Here is a 20,416-nt window from a genome sequence, read left to right as displayed (position 1 = left end):
GATCAGATTCCCGCCTCGTCGCCTTCGTCACCTTCGTCGCCTTCGTCGTCCTCGTCGCCTTCGTTGTCCTCGTCGTCCTCGTCGCCTTCGTCACCTTCGTTGTTCTCGTCACCCTCGTCGCCTTCGTCGCCGAGGTTCGGATCACTCTCGTTGCCTTCGTTGAACTCGTCGCCTTCGTCGCCTTCGTTGCCTTCGTTGCCCTCGTCGTTCTCGTCGCCTTCGTCTCCTTCATCGTTCTCGTTGTTCTCGTCACCGGTCCCGTTGGGCTCGTCCTCTTCGTCGCCCTCGTTGCCCTCGTCGCCCTCGTCGAACTCGTCGCCTTCGTTCTCCTCGTCGGCTTCGTCGCCCTCGTTGCCTTCGTCGCCCTCGTCGCTTTCGTTGTCCTCGTCGTCCTCGTTGCCCTCGTTGTCCTCGTCGCCTTCGTCGCCTTCGTCGTATTCGTCGTCCTCGTCGCCTTCGTCGTACTCGTCGCCTTCGTCGCCTTCGTTGTTCTCGTCGCCCTCGTTCTCTTCGTCGCCTTCGTCGAATTCGTCGCCTTCGTCGTCTTCGTTGCTTTCGTCGTCCTCGTCGCCCTCGTCGCCTTCGTCGTCCTCGTTATCCTCGTCGTTCTCGTCGTCCTCGTCGTTCAGGCCACCTTCGTCGCCTTCGTTGCCTTCGTCGTTCTCGTCGCCTTCGTCGTTCTCGTCACCTTCGTCGTTCTCGTCATCCTCGTTGGCTTCGTCGCCTTCGTTGCCTTCGTCGCCTTCGTTGCCCTCGTTGGCTTCGTCGCCCTCGTCCTCTTCGTTGTGTTCGTCGTTCTCGTCATCCTCGTCGGCTTCGTCGCCCTCGTTGCCTTCGTCGTTCTCGTCATCCTCGTCGGCTTCGTCGTCCTCGTCGCCCTCGTCGCCTTCGTTGCCTTCGTCGGCCTCGTCGCCTTCGTTGCCCTCGTCGGCCTCGTCGCCCTCGTCGGATTCGTCGCCTTCGTCGTTCTCGTCGCCCTCGTCGCCTACGTTTTCGATGCCGGGCTCATCGCCCTCGTTATTCTCGTCGCCTTCATCGCCGCCATCGGACAGGGCAGGGTCGAGGCCTTCGTCGCCTTCGTTGTTCTCGTCGTTCTCGTCACCCTCGTCACCTTCGTTGGCCTCATCGTCCTCGTTGTTCTCGTTGCCCTCGTCGAACTCGTCGCCCTCGTCGCCCTCGTTATTCTCGTCGCCCTCGTTGCTCTCGTCGTCCTCGTCGAACTCGTCGCCCTCGTTGCCTTCCTGGCCCTCGTCGCCCTCGTCGCCTTCGTCGTCCTCGTCACCCTCGTTGTACTCGTCGCCCTCGTTGTCCTCGTCGAGTTCGTTGCCCTCGTTGCCCTCGTCGCCTTCGTCGTTCTCGTCGTCCTCGTCGCCTTCGTCGCCTTCGTCGTCCTCGTCGCCCTCGTCGCCCTCGTCACCCTCGTTGCCGGGGTCATCCGTCAGCGTGCCCTCGTCGCCTTCGTCGCCTTCGTCACCTTCGTCGCTCTCGTCGTTCTCGTCGTTCTCGTCGCCTTCGTCGCCTTCGTCGAACTCATCACCCTCGTCGAGCTCGTTGCCCTCGTCGTTCTCGTCGTTCTCGTCGTTCTCGTCGTTCTCGTTGTCTTCGTCGTTCTCGTCGAACTCGTTGTTCTCGTCGTCCTCGTCGTTCTCGTCGTTCTCGTCGTCCTCGTCGTCCTCGTCGCCCTCGTCGCCCTCGTCGTTCTCGTCGTTCTCGTCGTCCTCGTCGCCTTCGTCGTCCTCGTCGAGTTCGTCGCCCTCGTCGTTCTCGTCGCCCTCGTCGCCTTCGTCGCCCTCGTCGTCTTCCTGGCCGGCTACGCCCTCGTTGCCTTCATCGCCTTCGTTGCCTTCATCGCCGTTCGCGTCATCGGTGCCGAGGCGCGGGTCGCCTTCATTGCCCTCGTCGCCCTCGTCATCCTCGTTGTCCTCGTTGCCCTCATCGTCCTCGTCGCCGGTCGAGCCACCTTCGTCGAGTTCGTCATCCTCGTCGCCCTCGTCACCCATGGTGTCGCTGCCGTCGTCGGTATCGCCGGCACCGGGCTCGTCGTTCTCGTTGCCTTCGTCGCCTTCGTCGCCTTCGTCGTTCTCGTCGTCCTCGTTGCCTTCGTCGTCCTCGTCGCCTTCGTTGCCCTCGTCGCCTTCGTTGCCCTCGTCGCCCTCGTCGCCCTCGTTGCTGCCCTCGTCGCCCTCGTCGCCCTCGTTGTCCTCGTCGAACTCGTTACCTTCGTCGCCCTCGTCGCCCTCGTTGTCCTCGTCGCCTTCGTCGTCCTCGTCGCCCTCGTCGAACTCGTTACCCTCGTCGCCTTCGTTGCCTTCGTTGCCTTGGTCCGGCTCAGGCGCGTCATCCTCGTCGCCCTCGTCGCCCTCGTTCTCGACGACGCTTTCGTTGCCCTCGTCGCCCTCGTCGCCTTCGTCGCCCTCGTCGTCCTCGTCGTCCTCGTCGCCCTCGTCGCCTTCGTCGCCTTCGTCGCCTTCGTTGCCTTCGTCGCCTTCGTTACCCTCGTCGTCCTCGTCGCCCTCGTCGTTCTCGTCGGCCTCGTCGCCCTCGTCGCCTTCATTGCCCAGGGCTGCCTCGTTGCCCTCGTCGGCCTCGTCGCCCTCGTTGCCCTCGTCGCTCTCGTTGCCCTCGTCGCCTTCGTCGCCTTCGTCGCCTTCGTCGTTCTCGTCGCCCTCGTCGTCCTCGTCGCCCTCGTCGGCCTCGTCGCCCTCGTTGCCCTCGTCGTCCTCGTCGCCCTCGTTGTTCTCGTTGCTGGCCTCGTCGCCCTCGTCGTCCTCGTCGCCCTCGTCGGCCTCGTCGCCTTCGTCGCCCTCTTCGCCCTCGTTGCCTTCGTCGCCCTCGTTACCTTCGTTGTCCTCGTCGCCCTCGTCGCCCTCGTCGCCGTCGTCCTCGTTGCCCTCGTTGCCCTCGTCGCGTTCGTTGTCCTCGTTGCCCTCGTCGCCTTCGTTGCCCTCGTCGCCTTCGTCGCCCTCGTCGTCCTCGTTGAACTCGTCGCCCTCGTCGTCCTCGTCGCCTTCGTTGCCCTCGTTGAATTCGTTCCCTTCATTGCCCTCGTCGCCATCGACGTAGTCGGCATTGGTCACGAAATCGGGGCTGAAGCTGATCGGGGCGTCGAGCGCGGCAGTGTCCAGTGCGGCGTCGATCAGGGCCTGCAGCTCTTCTGCGGTCAGGATGGCGGTGGCGGGGGTGTTGATGGATGCGGTCATGGGAAGCTCCGAAAATCGATTGGCCAGGGGCGCATGTGCAGCGCTTGGATGGGGTCTGGAAGGAGCAGGGAGGTCGATGGCTGACCTGAAATGAGATTTCCGGCGATGCCGCGGGGCACCAATAGCCTGAATAGAAATCCGTTCGGTCCGCAGCCCTGCGGATGTATGTGCGAGCCAAAGTGAAACAGGAAATGCGCCACGGCCCAGAAATCAGTATTTGAGTTCATGGTGTAAACCGGCCGGGATTCTGTCAACTGTTTTATGGATCTGCTTGATTATCCGTTCGAATCCCGACGACTGTCGCGCCCTGGTCCAACAGGTCGGGCACGCCGTACCGGCCATGGAATACCCCGTGAAGCACGGCTTCCCCGCCGGCGGAAAGGCGTTCCGACAGGATCCGGGCCACGGGGTAGTTCCAGTCGTAGTCATAGGGCCGGTCGGGATCGGCCAGCGCCTGCCGCAGCCGGGACGCACGGCTGCCGAGATCCTGCGCCGCCTCGGCGGCGCGGACCTGCCCGATCAGGGCCGCCAGGCCGGGATCTTCGGCGCGCACACCGCGCACGGTCACCGCCTCGGACAGATAGGCACAGGTTTCCCGCAGGGCCGGGGGCATCCCGGCCGGGCCGCTGGCGATCACCTGCATCGCGTGGCCGAACTCGTGCGCCAGCCGTATCAGATCGGCGGGGGTTCCGTCACAGGCACAGCTGACATAGGGGCGGCCGCCGCCGATATCGTGGAGGGTGAAAGGTCGCGGATGGCGCGTCATGTCCGGGGCGAGTTCCAGCACGGTGCGCGCCGCGGTCTCCCGGGCCAGCGACGCCAGCGGGGGATGCCGGGTGCACCAGGCGCGCAGGACCATGTTCCAGAGCGCGCTGCCGGACTGGCCGATCGGGTCGCGGGGCCGGGTCACGCCACGGCTTCGAGAGCCGTGGGCAAGCAGCCCGGCACATGCCGTGGCGCTCAGGCCGTGCAGCGCCAGCCAGTCCGCAAGCGTGGCTCGTGCCGTGCTCACCGCCCCTTGGCACAGCCCCGGGGCGGGCCGACCGGGACGGTCACGGGAATTTCGGGAGGCAGCAGGTCGCGCAGGTAGGCGATGCGGTGGGGCACGGCCTCTAGTGTCTGCCGCGTGTCCACCGGAGGAAACCGCTCTGGGTGATACAGGATCGCGAAGGCAAACAGGGCCGTTTCGGCCAGGTCTTCGCGATCAGGCCGGCTGCGGGCATAGTCGGTCAGGAAGCGGCCATCGGCTTCCTGTGCTGCGATCCAGCCGGGGGACAGCCGATGCTCGGCATCCCAGGAGGCGTGGACCGCCTCGTGAAACAGCGATTCCTCGAGATGGGCATAGCCCTCGCGGTGATCGGCCGTTCCGGTATAGACGATGATGCCGCCGGTCCCGGCATGAAAGCCCTGGCGGCCGGCATGCACGCCGAAGCGCCGAATGCCCCGCCGCAGGGTGGTGGGCAGGCGTCCGAGGGCGGTGGCGAAGCGCAGCGCCTGCGCCCGGGCTGCCGCGCTGTCGAATTCCGGATTGATCGCCATTTCGATTGAGGTTCCGTCGGCGTAGCGGGCATGGAACAGATGCGCCTCGACAATGGGCTCGCCATTCACCCGCTTGTCCCAGATCTGCCGGGCGCCGCGTCCGGCCGCTTCGAGGCAGACGAACTGTGTCGGGTCATCGGCGCGGATGATGTCGAAGACCGTGCCCGCCGTGTCACCGAAGGGCGGCGCCTGCGCCGCGACCGGCAGGGCCTGGGAAAGTGCCAGCCCCGCGGCCAGGCAAAGCGGCCGCAGCCGGCCGGACGGGCGGGGCCGGTCGGACCGGGCCGGGATGTCGGGCATGGCGGTCTCCTGGTCCTGTGCATGGCGGTGACCGAAGTCTGGCCCCAAAGCCCCGTCGCATGCAAGGTGGCAGGTCTGTTCTGCCTCAGGCATGCGGCGGTTTTTCGACCAGTTCATGCAACAGGTGCATGTGCAGCTGCTCCAATCGCCGGCTGCTGATCCGGACGATCCGACGAAGGCTGGGATTGGCCGAGAGCTTCAGCCCGCTTTCCGCCAGTCGGGCCTCGGCCGCGGCGGTGTCGTAGAGAGCGGGATCCGAAAAGGTGACGCCAAACGTGTCGCGCAGCTCCGCAAGGTCGGCGGCGTTGCGCAGGATGGCCAGATCCCGAACCTCGGGCCATAGCGTGGCGCGGGCCTTGCCCTGCGGCCCGGGCAGCCGGGCGTCCATTTCCTGAAGCAGGCGGCGCAGGCGGATCGAGTCCTGGGTGAAGACATCCTCGCGATCCGGATAGAGGGTCCTGCGATAGCTGCGCAGGATCTCCATCGCCTCGGCTGAGAGGGATTCGTTGCGCCGGCTCGAGGGCAGCTCCGGAACCGGGCCGTCGCCGGCCATCCAGGTCAGAAAATCGGTGACCGCATCGCCGGCCGTCAGGGCCGCGGGCTCGAAGGCCCGCGTGGTCAACGGCATCGTGGCTGCCCAGGCCCGCATGTGCGAGGCCCAGTCCAGGTTGACGGGCCAGTCGACACGGCCGGAGGCCAGCAGGTGCTGCTGAAGATCGGACAGGTAATAGCCGGGCGCGGGACGCAGGTAGCATATCGCCTCGATCCGCGCTTCGGGGCACAACCGGCGCAGCTGCGCCACAAGCGCGTCATGCCGGTCGATCCGCGTGAAATACTCGGTGGACAGCAGCAGCGTCCGGGTGCCGGGCCTTTGCCACAATTGCTGCGCGACCATGTCCCAGTATCCTTGGGCGACCTCGTCCATCACGGCCTTGTCCGTGCCGAACAGATGGTGGAACTGGCGCGGAACGAGTGTCTCGTGGAACGGCACGCTCAGCGCCGCGTGGCGACCCGGAGAGCCGAGATCGGGATAGAAGAGTCCCTGATCTGCCAGGGCCTCCCGGTTCTCGTGGCAGGTGACCTGGATCGAGGTGGTTCCGGTCTTGTGGGTGCCCACGTGCAGCACGACGCGCTCGACGCCGTCGCCCGCCGCCCGTATCGAGAGCACGGCCGGCGCGACAGGGTCGGGCACCAGCCCGGCCTGCCGAAGCAGCATGCTGCCCGGGGCCCGGCCCGCGCGTTCCTCTTCCTGCGGCGTGACCCGGTAGAGCGGCGCCCCCGCCACTGCGTCCAGCCGATCCAACCCGTCGGTCAGCGACAGGGTCTCGGGCAGGGTATCGTGCCAGTCCCGGAATCCCGAGGCCCGTCCCTCCGTCACGGCATGTCGGCGATAGCAGTCGTTCAGCCAGCGCTCCTCGTCCCCGGCATAGATCACGTAGGTCAGGTCGAACGCGGCGAACGCCTCGGTGACTGCCGGCAGGATCCGCGCGCCCCAGTCGAAAAGCGTGCTTCCTCCCGGATGTGCCAACCGGTCGGCCAGCAGTGCCTCGTCCGAAACGATGATCGTGTGCTCGGGGCGCTTGGCCATCCACACCGCGATCCGCTCGGCATTCCTGCGGATGCCGTCCAGGGCCAGTTGCTGCGCTTCAGGAAAACTGTCGACGGGGGCCGTCGTCATGTTGGTCACATGCGCCCGCCACCATTGGAAGCGGCCCACCGCAGGCAGCAGCAGCACGCCTTGGCCCAGGGTCGGCCGGCTGCGCTCGAGTGTCGCATGGATCGCGGCCGTGGATACCCCGGGCAACCCGGGATGGATCACCAGCCGCTTGCGCCCCCTCTGTTGCCTTTCCGCCGCCACCCTGCGTGCTCCTCCTCGCCCTGACGTCCCAGGTTCAGCGCAGCGAGGCCCAGTGCGACAGGTCGCGACCGGTCCACTCCGCCAGGGCCCGGACCTCGGCACGGTAGTAGACCGCCAGGCGCCTTTCTAGGTCCTCGGAGAGGACCGGCATGCTGGGCCATTCCCGGCTCGTCTCGGTGCGGTCCTTCTTGACCGACTTGGCATTGGTCAGGAAATCCGCATCGCGTGCGGGAATGTCGTTGGGCGTTCCGAGATGGGCCATCACCCGCTCGGTCAGGCCGACCGCGTTTTCCTGCAGGTCGTCGTAGAAGAACACCCCGATCCTGGGAAAGACGGTCTGCCAATGCGTCAGGATGCTGGCGTAATCGCCCAGGCCCAGCATCCTGTACTCGTCGCTCATCTCGGTGATCTCGGCCTGGTAGGACAGACGCCCCTGCATCATGTGATGGGTATAGCTGGACAGGTAGCGCTCCACCGGGTCGCGCAGCATGACCAGAAGCCGGACCTCGGCGCCCAGCAGGTCGTGGATCCGGGCGGCGATATCCAGCCCCTCTTCGGGCAGGCGGAAGTAATGCGGCGTGCTTTCCAGTCGCCAGCGTGCCTTGCGCCCGGCCTTGAAGGCGGCCTCGTATTCGGGAAGCTTCTCGAGATGGTCCCTGGCGTTGAAGAAGTTCAGCTCCTTGGGAGAGCTTGCGAAGACATGCCCCGACTTGCCGAGGCACTCGTGCAGCCACGTGGTTCCGGCTTTCTGGGCGCCGACGATGAGAAGGTTGGGCAAGGTCACGAAGTCAGGATCCTGTCACTTGTCGGAATCGAAATAGGGTGTGTTCAATTCGGCTTCCGCAAATTCCGAGTGCAGCGCCTCCAGCGTCGTGAACTCGGCCCGGCCGCCCGTGCGACGCGTTCGGCCCGTATCGAGACCCCGGGTGTTCTCGAAGGCCGTCATCTCGACGACGCGCTGGTGCAGCAATTCCAGCCGCGTCTTCAGGGCGGTGACCTGTGTCGCCAGCTGCCCCTCGCGCGCCGCCAGGAGCGTGGCGCGTTTCTCGGCGCGGCCGGTCTTGTCGATGCGTGTTTCGTCCTTGCCGCGGGACTTGGCCTCGCGCAGTTCGGCCTGCGCCTTCTTGAGCGCCTTCTTGGTCTTGAGCAGTTCGGAATCGGTCCTGTTGGCGGTGTCGGTTACCGCGGCGAGCTCGTCGAAGCGAGTGTCGAGCTGCAGGGTCAGCGTCTCGACCTGCTCGATGAGGTCGTCGTTCCGCGCGGCCAGCTCGGCGATACGTTTCTCGCGTGCGATCATCCGCTCCAGCAGGTCCCCGCCGATCCCGCCCTCGACCAGGCGGGACTGGGCATCGCGCGTCTGCGCGCGCTGTTCCGCCAGTTCGGCCTTGAGGGTCGCGATCTCGTCAAGCCGGCCGGCCAGCTCGGTCCGTGCCGCGTCGCGCTGCCGCGCCATGACGGCGGATGTCTCGGCCAATGCGGTGATCCGCGCCGACGGATCGCCGCGGCCCGTGCGGCCGGGCTCCGGGCGCCGACCGGTCAGGCCGGCCAGCGCCGAGGCAAGCGGGTTGGCGGCACGCGGTGTGCCGGATGCGGGCCCGGGAGCGGGCTCGGCGCCCAGCCGGTTCAGGATCATGTCCAGCCTCAGGCGGGCGGCCTCGTCCCGGCAGAGATCGATGAGCGTTGCGACCGGTTCGGCCGGGGCCCCGCCCACAGCCAGGAGGCAAACTCCGTTCCCATGATCCAGCCGAAGATGCGCATGCGCCTCGCAGAGCGCCGCGAGCGCGTCCAGAGTTCCGGCATCGGCACCGGAGAGCCCGTGCAGCAGCACGATCCCGCGCTCAGACAGCCGTTCCAGCCAGCGCTTGGCCAGTCGGTCAAGCAGGTCCGGGTTCACGGCCGGCGCGACCACGAGCAGGTCGATCGCATCGGGTTCGAAACTGCGCGGATGCAGCTGCGAGAATCTCTCGTACTGTTCGGCGTTTTCACTGGCAAGCGGCGCGGCACGGTCGGCCGGAAGGTCCAGGATACCGTGACATTGGCACGCGAGGTCGAGCCGTGCGACGGCCTGGCAGAGCGCGAAATGCGCCGTGCCGTCCGACATGTCCAGCGTTACGGCCACCCGGGGATCGGCATGGCCCGCCGCCCAGAACAGCAGGGGAAGGTGCCCGGCCCAGTCCCCGGTCGCGTCATGGGCCGGCGTCCAGAAAATCTCGTCCCCCAGACAGGGCAGGATACGCGCTGCGGGATCGGTCTCGGAGGGGCTGAGGGACGGCATAGTTCACCTAGTTTCTGCGGTCACGGCGGACATGTTGTCGGTCACATGTCCCGCGGGCTCTGCACCGGGCGGGTCTCGGGACGCGGTGCAGGTCGATGCGGGGCATGCCGGTTCCTTTAGCCCTGCTTTGCCTGGCGGAGGCCGAGCTTGCGCAGCGCCTCCCATTCGGCCTGGGCGCGCAGGGTCTCGAGCCGGTCGGTCAGCTGGCCGATGCTCTGCAGGTCACCGACCAGCGTCTCGACCTGGGCAAGCCGGTCAGAGATCTGTCGGCTCTTCTTCAGATGTTCCGCGGTCTGCCACAGGATCACCACCTGCGCAGTGGAGGCGGTGCGCAGCTGGGCCGCGGTGGCGCCGATCGCGGTCCCCTCGAAGCGCGGCGCGACATCCTCCTCCCAGACCTGCGCATCGAACCCGTTCAAGGTACGGCCGGCCCGGGCGGCGTAGTCCCAGTACCAGACCGGGTCGAGCCGCTGGAGATGCCAGGTCATGTTCTGGACCAGCCAGTCCATGGCCGCGGCATGCTGGGCCCGGCAGGCCGCGGCGTCATGGTCCAGTTCCGGCAGCCGGGATACGATGGCATCGTAGTGATCGAAAAAGGCCAGCAGGTTGCGGTCCAGCGCCATCATGGTCTGGCCCGGGCGGTTCACCCGGTGAAAGCAGACGATCTGGTTGTAGAACCCGATCCGGTCGACACCGAGGCAGACATCCCAGTGGAACGGGTTGTCCTCGAAGAAGAACGGGCCCTCGGCAAAGCGAAGCCCCTTGGTCTCGAGCGCGGCACGCAGGTAGAATTTCCGCCAGGGCGCGGCGATCATGGCCAGCGCCTTGAGCCGGCGCTCCAGCGGCGCGCGTCCGCCCTCGTCGGCCGGCGGCTGCGGGGCGCTGACATCTATGCCGGCCAGGTGGCCCCAGCGGAACGCGTCGGCCGGTGGCTTGGCGGCCTGCATCGCCTCGTCGAACTCGCGGTAATTGGCCAGCATCACGTCGTCGCCGCTGGCCTCGAAATGCCGTCGGGCCTCCTTGAAGCCCTTCGGTTCGATCCAGTCATCGCCATCCACGAAGAACACCGCCCCGCCGCGTGCCTGGCGCAGGCCGATATTGGCCGGAATGCCGACACCGCCGGGCGTGTTGGTGCCCAGGAAGATCGGCACCCAGACATAGGGGCTGACATCCCGGATCCGCGAGAGGTGGCGGATCATCGCGGGGGTCGCGTCGGTCGAGCCGTCATCGACCACGATGATCTCGTCGCCGGGGCGGGCTGCCTCCAGGACGGAGGCGAGGCACTTTTCGACATAGGGTGCCACGTTGTACGTGGTCACGATGAAGGACATCTGCATCAGGCAGCCCTTTCGAGTTCGGGCGCGGCCCAGCGGGCCAGGGTGGGATTGCGCAGCAGCGCCAGCTCGATCGCGGGGGCCAGTGCGGCGCGGGAAGGCGCTGCCAGCCGGCGCAGGAAAAGCGCCTGCTCGGCGGTCAGCCGCGAGAGGGCGGTCGCGCTGTCCAGCTGTCCGCGGATCCAGCGCAGCAGGCGCAGCATGAACTCCAGGAAGGGATCGGCGAAATCGGCGCGCTGCACGTCCTGCCCGACCGCGTGCACGAAACGGTCGGCCACGTTGTCGAGCGCTTCGAACACCCGCAACCGGTCGATCCCGCGCCGGTTCGTCAACTGGGAGCGACCGGCATCCACGTGGTGGATGCAGCCGACCTGCCGGCTGGCGAGGATGGTGCGTGCCGAAAGGAAACCCGACCAGTGATGCTCGACGTCGTTGTGGACCGGGATCTCGGTACAGTGGATCGACTCGCGCCGCAGGAAGGACCGGTTCCAGATCTTGTTCCACGGGTAGGCGGCCACGCGGCACAGAGACAGCGCACCTTCGTGCGACACCGTCTCGAAACGCTCGCCGATCCCGGCGGCCGCCCAGTAGGACGCATCGGGCTCCAGGGGGCCGGTCCCGCCACGTTTCAGGACGCGGCTGTCATGGTGGCGGAACATGGCGAAATCGAACTTCCGCCCGGCCAGATCATCGAGGATTTCGCCGATCTCGGGGGTCAGCACGTCGTCGGCGTCGAAGAACAGGACGTGGCTGCCTTTGGCCCGTTCGGCGCCACGGTTGCGGGCATGCCCGGCCCCCCGCGACCGGTCCGAGCGCAGCCAGACCAGGTCCGAGCCGGGCAGGGGGTCATGCACATCGAGCGGGATGACCTCGCCCATCCGGCGCGACATGTCCGCGACCAGCGCCGGGGAGCAGGGGATGTCGGACCCGTCGTCGCAGATGATCACCTGGTCGGCGATCTGCATCTCGCGGAGTTGCAGAAGCAGACGCGCCAGTCCCCGAGGCTCGTTCAGGACCGGAACGATCACGCTCAGTTTCATGCAACGAAGATCCTCAGGTCGCCAAGGACCAGCCGGAAGCTCCTGGGATCGAAATGGAACATCAGGTTGCGCCAGCGCGTCTCGGTCTGGAGTTCCGGGTGGTCGGCGATCCGCAGCGCGTCCACGTGCAGGCTCTCGGTCGGGAAGCTGACCATGCGGCGGTCGAAGAAGAGGTCGTGGAACCCGCCCTCCTGGCCCGAGCGCAGCGACACGCGGCAATCCACCGAATGCGGCGCGGTACTGGTGCAGGCGAACCCGACAACGCCGTAATCCGCCAGCGATTCCCCGCCCAGAGACAAGGACAGGGTCAGCCAGCGCCCGGGTGTGCGGCTGGTGAAATCCATCGACAGAAGCCCGTCCGTCGGCCGCGTGAACGCGGCGTCCAGATCGCTCTTTTCCGGGTCGATGTCGCAGATGAGCCCTCGCACAAGCGGCCCTTCCGTGGGCAGCTCGGCACCCGCCTCCATGTCTCTGAGCGCGTCCAGAGTTTCCTGTGCGGCCGAAATCGGATTATCAGAACTCATTGAACCTCTTCGGGCGAATAGATGCTGTCAGTAGAGTGGCCGATCGTGGCGGCAGGCCGCACAACGTTGGTCACCGGCACTATTAACGAGCCGGCCTTCAGGGTGCAAGTAGAGCACGGCTGGCCTGAAAAACCCCCGGAATTCTGGGGTTTAAATGTGGTCAGTTGCTCAATCCAGCATCAGGTTGCGGATCATTGCCGACACGCGTCCGAGGGTCCGGACATCGGCCTCCTCGGGACGTGCGTCGAACCCCTCGGGCGGCGGCGGGGTCTCGGACGGGGGGAACGGGTTGGTGGTCTGGTCCCAGAATGTCTTGGCCATCCAGACATTCTGCGCTCCGTAACGGTTGCGCAGCATGCGTCGGGATTTCAGGGACAGGATGCCGTTCGAGGTGGTGTTGAAGGCCTCCTTGTGCGCCATGGTTGCCCGGACGACATCCACGACGAAAGCATGGTGTCCCGCCTCGTTCTCGAGATACGGGTTGGAAAAGCGCAGGTATTCGAGGGCGTCGGGCGGCAGGGACACCTTCTGAAGGATGTCGGGGCTGGGGCTCTGCAACCCGGCCGGCACGCTCAGCCCGAGGCTCTCGAAGAACTCTCGGAACAGCTTGCCGCTGCGCACAGCGGTGTCGAAGCGACCCACGGTCATGGCGGGGCGGCCGAACACGTCCAGCCATTTCTCCAACATCACGCGATTGGACAGGAAGAAGGGGTTTTCCTCGGCCAGGTAACGGGTGAGGGTACGGGTCTCGCGGGTCTGGAAATCCTTGACGAACTGGTTGTAAAAGCTTTGCAGGAACGCTTCGGGGCTGCGGATGTAGCATACGATCCGCACGTCGAAATGCTCCTTGAGCAGCGCCAGCCGCGCCGGGTCGGAGGAAAAGGAGAATTCCTCGCAGCTCACGATGGCGACCTCGGCCGGGCTGGCCGACACCTCGCGGATCAGGTTCTGCCAGGCCGGGATGGCGTCAAGCGGCTTGTCGCGGTTTTCCGGGGCCCGCAACTGCCAGCACAGTTTGAAATGGGCGTTATGGATCTCGCCGGCCTTGGGGTACAGGACACCGCTGTTGAGAAGCAGGTCACGGTTGCGTGCCATGACATTCTGAAGATAGGTGGTCCCGGTCTTGTGGGTCCCGATGTGCAGTACAAGCGTTTTACGATTACTCATTCAGATTCAGCCACTTCTCTCGCCCTGCCGTCCGGCATCCCTTGCAGCGGATCCCCGACCCTGTCGGCCGGTTCCGATCCGCAATCCCCCCTGCTGCGCTCATGATGCTTGTCACCTGCGCACCGACTGCATCATCCGGATCAGTTCGGGTTGCCAGCGCCAGTCTTCCAGGCGCATGATCCCGTAGCTGACGGGATCGTTCTGCATCTCCTGGAGGCGCCGTTCGACCAGGAAATCGAGCCCCTCGATCCCAGTCTCGCGGAGCCGGTGTGGCTCGATATGGTAGCCGTATGTCTTCTCGAGCGCCGTCACGAATGCTGCCGCAGCTTCCCGGTAGATACCCTTCAGATCGTTCCGCAGACCGCTATAGGACCAGCCCATCGTATTCAAGAGCGACTGCACCACCATGTCGATTCGTGGCCAGCTCTCGTCGAGCGACCGCAGGATCACAGCGCGGAACATGTTGAAGCTGTAGAAATGGCGCTCGTCGCCCTGCTTGATGTCCTGGGCCGTGTGCTGGCGGTAATGGTAGCTGTGGCCCTGAACATGGGCGAGCGCACCGCAATACTGGGCGACCAGCAACTGGAAGATCTGGTCGTCGAAAGCCCGGATGTGCTCGGGGAAGTAGATCTTCTTGCGGTCCAGGAAATCGCGACGGTAGATCCGCCGCCAGATGGTCGGTTGGCCGACGGCGATCGCGTCCCCGGGGATCCAGGTGTAATGATGGGGCCCGATGCAGCGGTCGCCGGGCATGGTATAGATCTCGGCCTCGTAGCTGGGCACCAGCTGCGCGTCCGCGGGACGGTCGGGATGGAAGAACTGGAACTCGCCCTCGGCCACGAAGGTGCCGGTGTGGCGGGCGACTTCCAGCAGAGCCGAGAACAGCCCCGGATCGACGCGGTCGTCGGCATCGATGAAGGCGATGTGGCTGGCATCTGATTTCTGCCGGCCGTAGTTGCGGGCCGAGGCGCAACCGCCATTGGGCTTGTTCAGGAGCACCACGCGCGGATTGCCGGCATAGCGCTCGGCCACCAGTTGCTCGCAGCCGTCGCTGGACCCGTCATTGACCACCAGGACGCGGATGTCGGGATTGCCGTCGGCCAATACGCTGTCGACGCATTCCTCGATGAACTCGCGGGTGTTGTACATTGCCACGACCACATCGAGCCGCGGCCGGCGATCGGGAAAGTTGTCCTCGAAATCGCGCCGCAGCACGTGCTCGCCGCATTCCAGATAGTACTGGCGCGGCGCCGTCTCGTCGGCCGGGTTAAACAGGCCCGATCGCACATGCGCGTAGAGCTGGCCCAGCAGGAAACCGGTCGGCGCCGTACGCATCGTCTCGGCGATCGCCGCCTCGGCGCCCGGGGCGTCGAAGACCAGCAGGTCAGGCTCCAGCCCGGCCAGTGCCGAGGCGGGCAGGGCGGGCAGGACCTCGACCGCGCCCTCAGTGCCCTCGGGCACCGGTTCGGCCCGGTGTCCCAGCGCGACCAGCCTCTGGAAGGGCTTCTCCTGACGCTCGACTGCCAGGTGCGCCGCCGCATTGCGCCGGTCCGCGGCGGGCCGGATATCGGGCAGGTCCGGGTGCAGCCCGGCCTGCAGGCAGGTCACGTTGCGCAGCCCCAGCGCGGCCACGTTGGCTTCAAGCCGGGTGACGGCCGCGGCATCGGGTTCGAGGCACAGCACCTGCCAGTCGGGAAAGGCACAGGCGAAGGGCAGGGAAAACCAGCCCTCCCCGGCGCCGACCTCGACGCACAGCCCGCTTCTGGGAATCGCGCGAGAGGCAAGAAACAGTTCCGCCCCGTGATGCAGCCAGCGCAGACGACGGTCCCTTTCGAGCGGATCCGCGGCATGTGACAGGCGCACCGGGACACCGAACGCGGAGTAGTGCGTCTCTGCCTGCTCGCCGGTCTGCACGTGTGTCCCGGACATACTCATTGCAGGACCTCCCTTGCATATTGCATCAGCGCGTGACGTTCGTTGCGCGGATCCGGCACGGTCTCGTCGATCACGAGGAAAAGCGGATTGATCTGCCGCAGCGTCTGGCGCAGCGCCATCCGGTAGGCGAAGCGGTGGAAGGCCGGAATGCTTTCGTCGCACCACCGCAGGAGTCGCAGCGCCCCGATGGCCAGGGCGCCGCGCTGCCGGGGGTTGTTGAACTCGGGATGCTGTTCGAACAGCTGGAAGGTCACCCGTGCGGTGCCGATGATGTCGAACCGGGCCGTGCCGCTGGTGGCGGTGAGCTGCAGCCGCAGCTGGCGCTGGAAATAGGTGAAGCTGCGGGCCGCGCAGATCTCGACGGAACGGGCATGCGCGATGACCATCGTGTGGAACAGGATGTCTTCGAAGAAATGGTCGTTCGGAAATCGCAGGGCGCCGCGCGCGATCACGTCGCGATGGATGAACTTGTTGGCCGATTGCGGCTCGCAGCTCATGGCCCAGGCCTTGCGGTCGGCCAGGTCTTCCGGCGCCTCGGCCTCGTAGCCCTCCATCGCGCTCTCGTCGAGGAAGACCTCGAGCCGGGTCCGTTCGCCGGAATAGACGCCCCGCACGATAAGCAGCTCGGTGCCGGTCTCCTCGATGATCCGGGCGGCCTCGGCAAAGGCCCAGGGGGCACGCGTGTCATCGGCGTCGAGGAAGCATATGTAATCGCCGGAGGCATGGTGCAAACCCCGGTTGCGGGCCGAGGAGAGCCCGTCATTCGCCTGTTGCAGCAGCTTGAGGCGCGGATCGTCGAAGCCGGCGATCAGGGCCTTCGTCTCGGGGCCCGAGCCATCATCGACCAGCAGGAGTTCCAAGTCCTCGTGGGTCTGGTTGAGCACCGATTCAACCGACTGGACAAGAATGTCCCTGTCGTCGAAGGTCGTCATTATACAGGAGATTTTCATGGGGCTGGTCCTGCGCCTGTGGCGCTTCAGTGGGTTCCGGTGACAGCAAGGTCGAACAACGTCAGGCTGTGATCCGTCCGGGACAGGAAAAGATGAAGGTCGATCCGCCCGACCCCCTCAAGCAGGCGGGGCGACAGCGGCAGGACGCAGCCGGCCCACGCGGCCTCGGTCCCGATCTCCAGCGGCGCGGCGGCGAAATGGTCGTGGAATCCGTCCTCGCCGATGAGGCGCAACGCCGGGGCAAGGTCGACGGGCTGATCGGCACGGGCCCGGAGCTGCAGGTGAACCCGGCGGCTGGCCAGCCATGCCTCCTGGTCCGGCAGGACCATGGCAAGCTCGCACCACTGGAACGGTCCGGGCATTCCCTTGGGAGACAGGTGCAGCGCACCGTCCGCCTCGAATGTCAGCTCGGCATCCGCTTCTCCGATCCCGACACGCAGGCCGGGACCAAGATCCGCCGTCGAACTCGTGCGCCCCCGGGCCCGGAGATCCTCCAGCGGAAGAAGGTAATTCGGATGCAACAGGTTTCTCCTCCGAACTCTGGCTGGCCCGTCACATGGTGCGATCGGACCTGCAAGACATGCGCCGCCAGCCTCGGGGCTGACCGGCGACTGGTTAAACAGGGGGCTTTGCGGTGTCAACGATCCTGCAGAACAGGCGCATGAACGAATTTTTTCATAATCAAGACTATGCGCGCTCCGGTGTGGTGCGGCTGGAGTCACATCCGAGGTGCACATTCCGTATCGAAACGGAATGTCATACGGAGGGTCATCAATGGGCTGCTGATCCCCCCCGAGTTCCCCGGAACGGATCAAGCTTGCCAGGTGGCGTGATCTCGAAATGCCTGGTCCGGAGAGAGTGTGTGCGTGCGGATCGGCCTGGACGCGCGCCCTCGACGATCCACCGCGAACCGCAGTGCAACGTTTTCAATGACACGCAACGGCCCGGATAAGGCACGACCCGAGATGAATGGCTCCTGTGCGATGAAGGCCCGAAGCATGTCCGAGACGCGCCGCGCCATCCACCGCAGGCTGATCGTCTGCCCGCAACTCGAGGCTGCGGTCGAGGGTCGTACAGAGGGGGGGCGGTCACCGGAACAGGTCGTGGAACATACCGTGTTCGGTCACCGGGACCGCGACCTGATGATGGTCCGCAAGGCGCATGGCAAGGTCAATGTGACACCTCTCCCTTTCGAGCGTGCCAGCCGCTACACTGCCGTGGTGCGCAACTGCGCAAGGAAGATCGACAGGCCAATGCGATCATGGAGGCCGTGATCCGGGGGCTCCCCTGCCCGCCGGCGCGCGCCAGCAGATCACATTCGAGCGGGGCTCCGAGTTCTCTGCCTGGCGACACCTCAAAGCGGGGCTCGGCGCGGATACGTGGGTCTGCGATCCACAGGCCCCCTGCCGGAAGGGCGCCATCGAGGACACGGACAACGGGCTTCGGGAATGTTTGCCCCGATCAACCGTACCGACGGCCCTGCCAAATCGATATTCGAGGTCGACCTGCCAGTGCCTCGATTCGACTTCGCGCAAATGCCTTGGCGACCGACACCAGCCAAGGTCCTTGAAAACAAGCCGATGGACATCGAGAACCGGTTGGAATGGATCGACATATCAGAACTTGCGCTTCGGCGTGAGGTCACCCTACCGTCTTTTCAGATTTGGAACCCGCCATTTCGGCGAAGATAGGGGACAAGCCCTCCGGAGCGCAGGATATCCAGCATGAAAGCCGGCAATTGGGCGGGGCTGAGCAGGCGCTCTCCCAGTTCCAAGGCAAGCGCTCCGTCGCGAAGGCAGACGCGCGCCGGCGTGTCTTCCGGCACCTCCCCGGCATCGACCTCGCACAGCAGAAGCCCGTTATTGATGGCGTTGCGCTTGAAGGTGCGCGCAAAGCTGGTCGCCACGACCGCCTCGATTCCTGCGCGTTGCAGAACCGTGACGGCGATTTCCATCGCCGACCCGCAGCCGAAATTGCGCCCCGCAACGAGTATCGTGGGCCCTTCCAACTCCTCGTAGAAGCCCGCGCAGATATCCTCGAAGATGTGGTGGCGCAGCAGGTCAGGGTCGATCGTGCGCTTCTTTCGGTGCGAGGGCACAATGTAGTCCGTGTTGATGTCGTCCCCGAAGACACGGACCTTGCCGCGGGCAAGCGTTTCGTCACTCATTCTCATGCCTCCTGGCCAAACGCCCCCTCGACCGCCGCCCTGGCGCAGGAAACGGGAGAGGCGAGGTAGATTTCGGCGTCGGCATTGCCCATGCGCCCGCGGAAGTTGCGGTTGGCGCTTGAAATGATCTTCTGGTTGGCGGCGGGAATGGGCCCGCATGTACCGCAGCAGGCGCCGCACCCGGGGCTTTCGAGCTGCGCCCCCAGCCCACGGAACTGTTCGATCATGCCCGTCCGTTCCATCGCCTCCCGGATACTGCGGGAGGCCGGGGTGACGATCACCTGCACGTCTCGGGCAATTCGCCCGGCTGCGGTCAGTATTTCCAGCGCCTCGGCGTAGTCTCGGAGGCGTCCCCCGGTACAGGTGCCAAGATAGACCACGTCCACCCGGGTGCGCGGTGCGTCGGCAAGGTCGATCACGTTGTCCACCCGGTGTGGCAGCGCGATTTGCGGGCGCAGCCGCCCGATATCCACGGTGAGCGTATGCACATAGGGCGCGTCCGGATCGGCCGTCACGGCAGTGACGCCGTCTACCCCGATTTCGTCAAGGTGTTGCGCCAGGACGGCATCATGGGGAAACAGGCCCGCCTTTGCCCCCAGTTCGACGGACATGTTGGCCAGGACGATCCGATCGTCCATGTCCAGGTTGGCAAGACCCGGCCCGGTGAATTCCAGGGCCTTGTACGTCGCCCCGCCAGCATCCAGCGTCCGGGCAAGGTAAAGCGCCACGTCCTTCGCCCCGACACCCGGCGCGAACTGCCCGTCCAGGACGATGCGGATGCTCGACGGGACCTCGAGCCAGAGCGCGCCGCAAAACAGTATTCCGGCAAGATCCGAAGATCCGATCCCGGTCCCGAAACAATTGAAGGCACCGTAGGAGGTCGCGTGCGAATCTGCCCCGACCAGCAGCCGGCCCGGCGCGGCATGGCCACGTTCCATCATGAGCTGGTGGCCAATTCCGTCACCGACATCGAAAAGGGTGATGGCGTGCGCCTGCGCGTAATCCCGCGCGCGTGCCTGCAGCAGTAGCGCCCCGGCCCCCGAGGTGCTGTCGTAGTGATCCAGGGCAAAGACGACACGGTCCGGCGCGAAGGGGCCGCGTTCGTGACCCTCCAGCATCTCGCCGAGATAATCCAGGGCCATGGGAATCGAGCCGTCCGTTCCCATGGCGTAATCAGGTTTGCAGACAGCGACCTCCCCGGCCACGAGGGGCCGGTTCGCGGCGCGCGACAGGAGTTTTTCTGCCATTGTGCGTGGGCGGGGCATGTCATTCTCCTCGTGGCGGAATTCGTCGTTCATTCAAGGTCTCCCTGCCGGGACAGGAAAGGCTGCCGGAAATCGGGCGAAAGGCCGTGACAACCGCGAATCGCTCGGATACCGCAAGAAGGATTTCAACGTTGCCGAAACGGAAAGGATCGAAGCATGACGACGGAGAAGGTACGTGTGGAGCGTCCGGTGGCCGCCGCCACGCGAACACTTCAGATCCTGGATGCCTTCGCCGAAGCCAGGGGCCCGCTCAAGCTGTCGGAACTGGCCGAGTATAGCGGCCTCTTCAAGAGCGTGGTCCTGCGCTACCTTATCTCGTTCGAAAAAATGGGCTACGTCGTCAAGCGTGACGACGGCCGCTACCAGCTCGGTTACAAAGCGCTCATGCTCGCACGCTCCTTCGAGGCCGGCGTCGACCGGCGCGAGTTGATCGAAGCCGCCATGCGCCGGCTGGTCGAGACAACCGGCGAAAGCGCGTTCTTCTATGTCTGTGAAGGGGACAACCGGCTGTGCACGATCGGCCTCGACTCGCCCCAGGCGCTGCGGGTCAGCCAGCGTGTCGGGGCCATGGTGCCCATGGATGACACGTCGATCAGCCAGATCTTGACCAAATACCGGGACGGTGCGGGAGACACCGGGGCCTACGGCCCGGAACTCCTGCAGGCCACGGCCGGCGAATATGACAAGTTGACCGCGTCCGCCTCGGTCCCGATTTTCGCGCAGGAAGGTTCCTTTGTCGGGGCGCTTACCGTATCCGGCCCGACCGCGCGGTTCGATCCCTTCGATCCGGCACAGACGGCGCCCCTCCTGGACGAAGGGGCCCGGCTGTCGCGTGTTCTGGGGTTCCCGATCGACTGACGGC

17 protein-coding genes are annotated in these 20,416 nt (G+C 65.8%); 2 read left to right on the top strand and 15 right to left on the bottom strand.

The window, feature by feature from the left end; translation table 11 throughout:
* Nucleotides 1–2: 2 nt before the first annotated feature.
* The 13 genes from AVJ23_RS23395 to AVJ23_RS19975 all read right to left on the bottom strand — a co-directional run bounded on the left by AVJ23_RS23395 (nt 3) and on the right by AVJ23_RS19975 (nt 16,643).
* A complete protein-coding gene (locus AVJ23_RS23395; RefSeq protein ID WP_058864011.1) occupies nt 3–3,200 on the bottom strand; it encodes a midas domain-containing protein in 3,198 nt (1,065 codons plus the stop codon).
* Between the two features lie 259 nt (nt 3,201–3,459).
* Nucleotides 3,460–4,212: a hypothetical protein gene (locus AVJ23_RS20030; RefSeq protein ID WP_157772734.1), complete on the bottom strand. Its 753-nt coding sequence runs from the start codon at nt 4,210–4,212 to the stop codon at nt 3,460–3,462.
* The gene (locus AVJ23_RS20025; protein ID WP_058864009.1) at nt 4,209–5,039 is read right to left on the bottom strand and encodes a hypothetical protein; all 831 of its coding nucleotides are present in this window, start codon (nt 5,037–5,039) and stop codon (nt 4,209–4,211) included. Before AVJ23_RS20025 ends, AVJ23_RS20030 begins: the two co-directional genes overlap by 4 nt.
* A gap of 85 nt (nt 5,040–5,124) precedes the next feature.
* Nucleotides 5,125–6,858: a hypothetical protein gene (locus AVJ23_RS20020; protein WP_058864008.1), complete on the bottom strand. Its 1,734-nt coding sequence runs from the start codon at nt 6,856–6,858 to the stop codon at nt 5,125–5,127.
* Nucleotides 6,859–6,931: 73 nt separating this feature from the next.
* A complete protein-coding gene (locus tag AVJ23_RS20015; RefSeq protein ID WP_157772733.1) occupies nt 6,932–7,675 on the bottom strand; it encodes a sulfotransferase family protein in 744 nt (247 codons plus the stop codon).
* Nucleotides 7,676–7,696: 21 nt separating this feature from the next.
* A complete protein-coding gene (locus AVJ23_RS20010; RefSeq protein WP_058864006.1) occupies nt 7,697–9,172 on the bottom strand; it encodes a coiled-coil domain-containing protein in 1,476 nt (491 codons plus the stop codon).
* A gap of 116 nt (nt 9,173–9,288) precedes the next feature.
* Nucleotides 9,289–10,509 (bottom strand): glycosyltransferase family 2 protein, encoded by a 1,221-nt coding sequence (locus AVJ23_RS20005; RefSeq protein ID WP_058864005.1) that lies wholly within the window; start codon nt 10,507–10,509, stop codon nt 9,289–9,291.
* Nucleotides 10,509–11,546, bottom strand: a complete 1,038-nt coding sequence (locus tag AVJ23_RS20000; protein ID WP_058864004.1) for a glycosyltransferase family 2 protein — start codon at nt 11,544–11,546, stop codon at nt 10,509–10,511. The genes AVJ23_RS20005 and AVJ23_RS20000 overlap by 1 nt, the downstream gene beginning before the upstream one ends.
* Nucleotides 11,543–12,070 carry a hypothetical protein gene (locus AVJ23_RS19995; RefSeq protein ID WP_157772732.1) on the bottom strand — a complete coding sequence of 176 codons (528 nt, stop codon included), beginning with the start codon at nt 12,068–12,070 and terminating at the stop codon, nt 11,543–11,545. Before AVJ23_RS19995 ends, AVJ23_RS20000 begins: the two co-directional genes overlap by 4 nt.
* Before the next feature lie 168 nt (nt 12,071–12,238).
* Complete coding sequence (locus tag AVJ23_RS19990) at nt 12,239–13,165, bottom strand: hypothetical protein (protein WP_058864002.1); 927 nt, start codon at nt 13,163–13,165, stop codon at nt 12,239–12,241.
* Nucleotides 13,166–13,348: 183 nt separating this feature from the next.
* Nucleotides 13,349–15,172 carry a glycosyltransferase gene (locus AVJ23_RS19985; protein ID WP_084794802.1) on the bottom strand — a complete coding sequence of 608 codons (1,824 nt, stop codon included), beginning with the start codon at nt 15,170–15,172 and terminating at the stop codon, nt 13,349–13,351.
* Nucleotides 15,169–16,104: a glycosyltransferase family 2 protein gene (locus AVJ23_RS19980; RefSeq protein ID WP_058864000.1), complete on the bottom strand. Its 936-nt coding sequence runs from the start codon at nt 16,102–16,104 to the stop codon at nt 15,169–15,171. The genes AVJ23_RS19985 and AVJ23_RS19980 overlap by 4 nt, the downstream gene beginning before the upstream one ends.
* A 44-nt stretch (nt 16,105–16,148) precedes the next feature.
* Nucleotides 16,149–16,643, bottom strand: a complete 495-nt coding sequence (locus AVJ23_RS19975; protein ID WP_058863999.1) for a hypothetical protein — start codon at nt 16,641–16,643, stop codon at nt 16,149–16,151.
* A 477-nt stretch (nt 16,644–17,120) separates the two neighbouring features.
* Between AVJ23_RS19975 and AVJ23_RS23195 the strand changes: the two genes are divergently transcribed.
* The gene (locus AVJ23_RS23195) at nt 17,121–17,396 is read left to right on the top strand and encodes a hypothetical protein (protein ID WP_205626890.1); all 276 of its coding nucleotides are present in this window, start codon (nt 17,121–17,123) and stop codon (nt 17,394–17,396) included.
* Nucleotides 17,397–17,779: 383 nt separating this feature from the next.
* On the opposite strand, the gene AVJ23_RS19965 is transcribed toward AVJ23_RS23195, so the two are convergent.
* Nucleotides 17,780–18,289: a LeuD/DmdB family oxidoreductase small subunit gene (locus AVJ23_RS19965; RefSeq protein WP_058863997.1), complete on the bottom strand. Its 510-nt coding sequence runs from the start codon at nt 18,287–18,289 to the stop codon at nt 17,780–17,782.
* A 2-nt stretch (nt 18,290–18,291) separates the two neighbouring features.
* The gene (locus AVJ23_RS19960; RefSeq protein WP_205626888.1) at nt 18,292–19,587 is read right to left on the bottom strand and encodes a 3-isopropylmalate dehydratase large subunit; all 1,296 of its coding nucleotides are present in this window, start codon (nt 19,585–19,587) and stop codon (nt 18,292–18,294) included.
* 123 nt (nt 19,588–19,710) lie between these two features.
* Here AVJ23_RS19960 and AVJ23_RS19955 point away from each other — a divergent pair, with 123 nt between their 5' ends.
* Nucleotides 19,711–20,412, top strand: coding sequence for an IclR family transcriptional regulator (locus AVJ23_RS19955; protein ID WP_058863996.1), 702 nt, complete (start codon nt 19,711–19,713; stop codon nt 20,410–20,412).
* Nucleotides 20,413–20,416: the final 4 nt, after the last annotated feature.

This window comes from Pseudoponticoccus marisrubri, from assembly GCF_001482405.1.
In the GTDB taxonomy this organism is placed as follows: Bacteria; Pseudomonadota; Alphaproteobacteria; order Rhodobacterales; family Rhodobacteraceae; genus Pseudoponticoccus; species Pseudoponticoccus marisrubri.
The sequence above is the reverse complement of the archived record's forward strand: the minus strand, read 5'-3'. Positions and strand labels throughout refer to the sequence as shown.

What these genes read in the sequence shown, in the direction of transcription:
- AVJ23_RS23395 (WP_058864011.1), bottom strand. Translation starts at nt 3,200, where the DNA reads ATGACCGCATCCATCAACACCCCCGCCACCGCCATCCTGACCGCAGAA.
- AVJ23_RS20025 (WP_058864009.1), bottom strand. Translation starts at nt 5,039, where the DNA reads ATGCCCGACATCCCGGCCCGGTCCGACCGGCCCCGCCCGTCCGGCCGG.
- AVJ23_RS20010 (WP_058864006.1), bottom strand. Translation starts at nt 9,172, where the DNA reads ATGCCGTCCCTCAGCCCCTCCGAGACCGATCCCGCAGCGCGTATCCTG.
- AVJ23_RS20005 (WP_058864005.1), bottom strand. Translation starts at nt 10,509, where the DNA reads ATGCAGATGTCCTTCATCGTGACCACGTACAACGTGGCACCCTATGTC.
- AVJ23_RS20000 (WP_058864004.1), bottom strand. Translation starts at nt 11,546, where the DNA reads ATGAAACTGAGCGTGATCGTTCCGGTCCTGAACGAGCCTCGGGGACTG.
- AVJ23_RS19995 (WP_157772732.1), bottom strand. Translation starts at nt 12,070, where the DNA reads ATGAGTTCTGATAATCCGATTTCGGCCGCACAGGAAACTCTGGACGCG.
- AVJ23_RS19990 (WP_058864002.1), bottom strand. Translation starts at nt 13,165, where the DNA reads ATGGCACGCAACCGTGACCTGCTTCTCAACAGCGGTGTCCTGTACCCC.
- AVJ23_RS19985 (WP_084794802.1), bottom strand. Translation starts at nt 15,172, where the DNA reads ATGAGTATGTCCGGGACACACGTGCAGACCGGCGAGCAGGCAGAGACG.
- AVJ23_RS19980 (WP_058864000.1), bottom strand. Translation starts at nt 16,104, where the DNA reads ATGACGACCTTCGACGACAGGGACATTCTTGTCCAGTCGGTTGAATCG.
- AVJ23_RS23195 (WP_205626890.1), top strand. Translation starts at nt 17,121, where the DNA reads ATGTCCGAGACGCGCCGCGCCATCCACCGCAGGCTGATCGTCTGCCCG.
- AVJ23_RS19965 (WP_058863997.1), bottom strand. Translation starts at nt 18,289, where the DNA reads ATGAGTGACGAAACGCTTGCCCGCGGCAAGGTCCGTGTCTTCGGGGAC.
- AVJ23_RS19960 (WP_205626888.1), bottom strand. Translation starts at nt 19,587, where the DNA reads ATGAACGACGAATTCCGCCACGAGGAGAATGACATGCCCCGCCCACGC.
- AVJ23_RS19955 (WP_058863996.1), top strand. Translation starts at nt 19,711, where the DNA reads ATGACGACGGAGAAGGTACGTGTGGAGCGTCCGGTGGCCGCCGCCACG.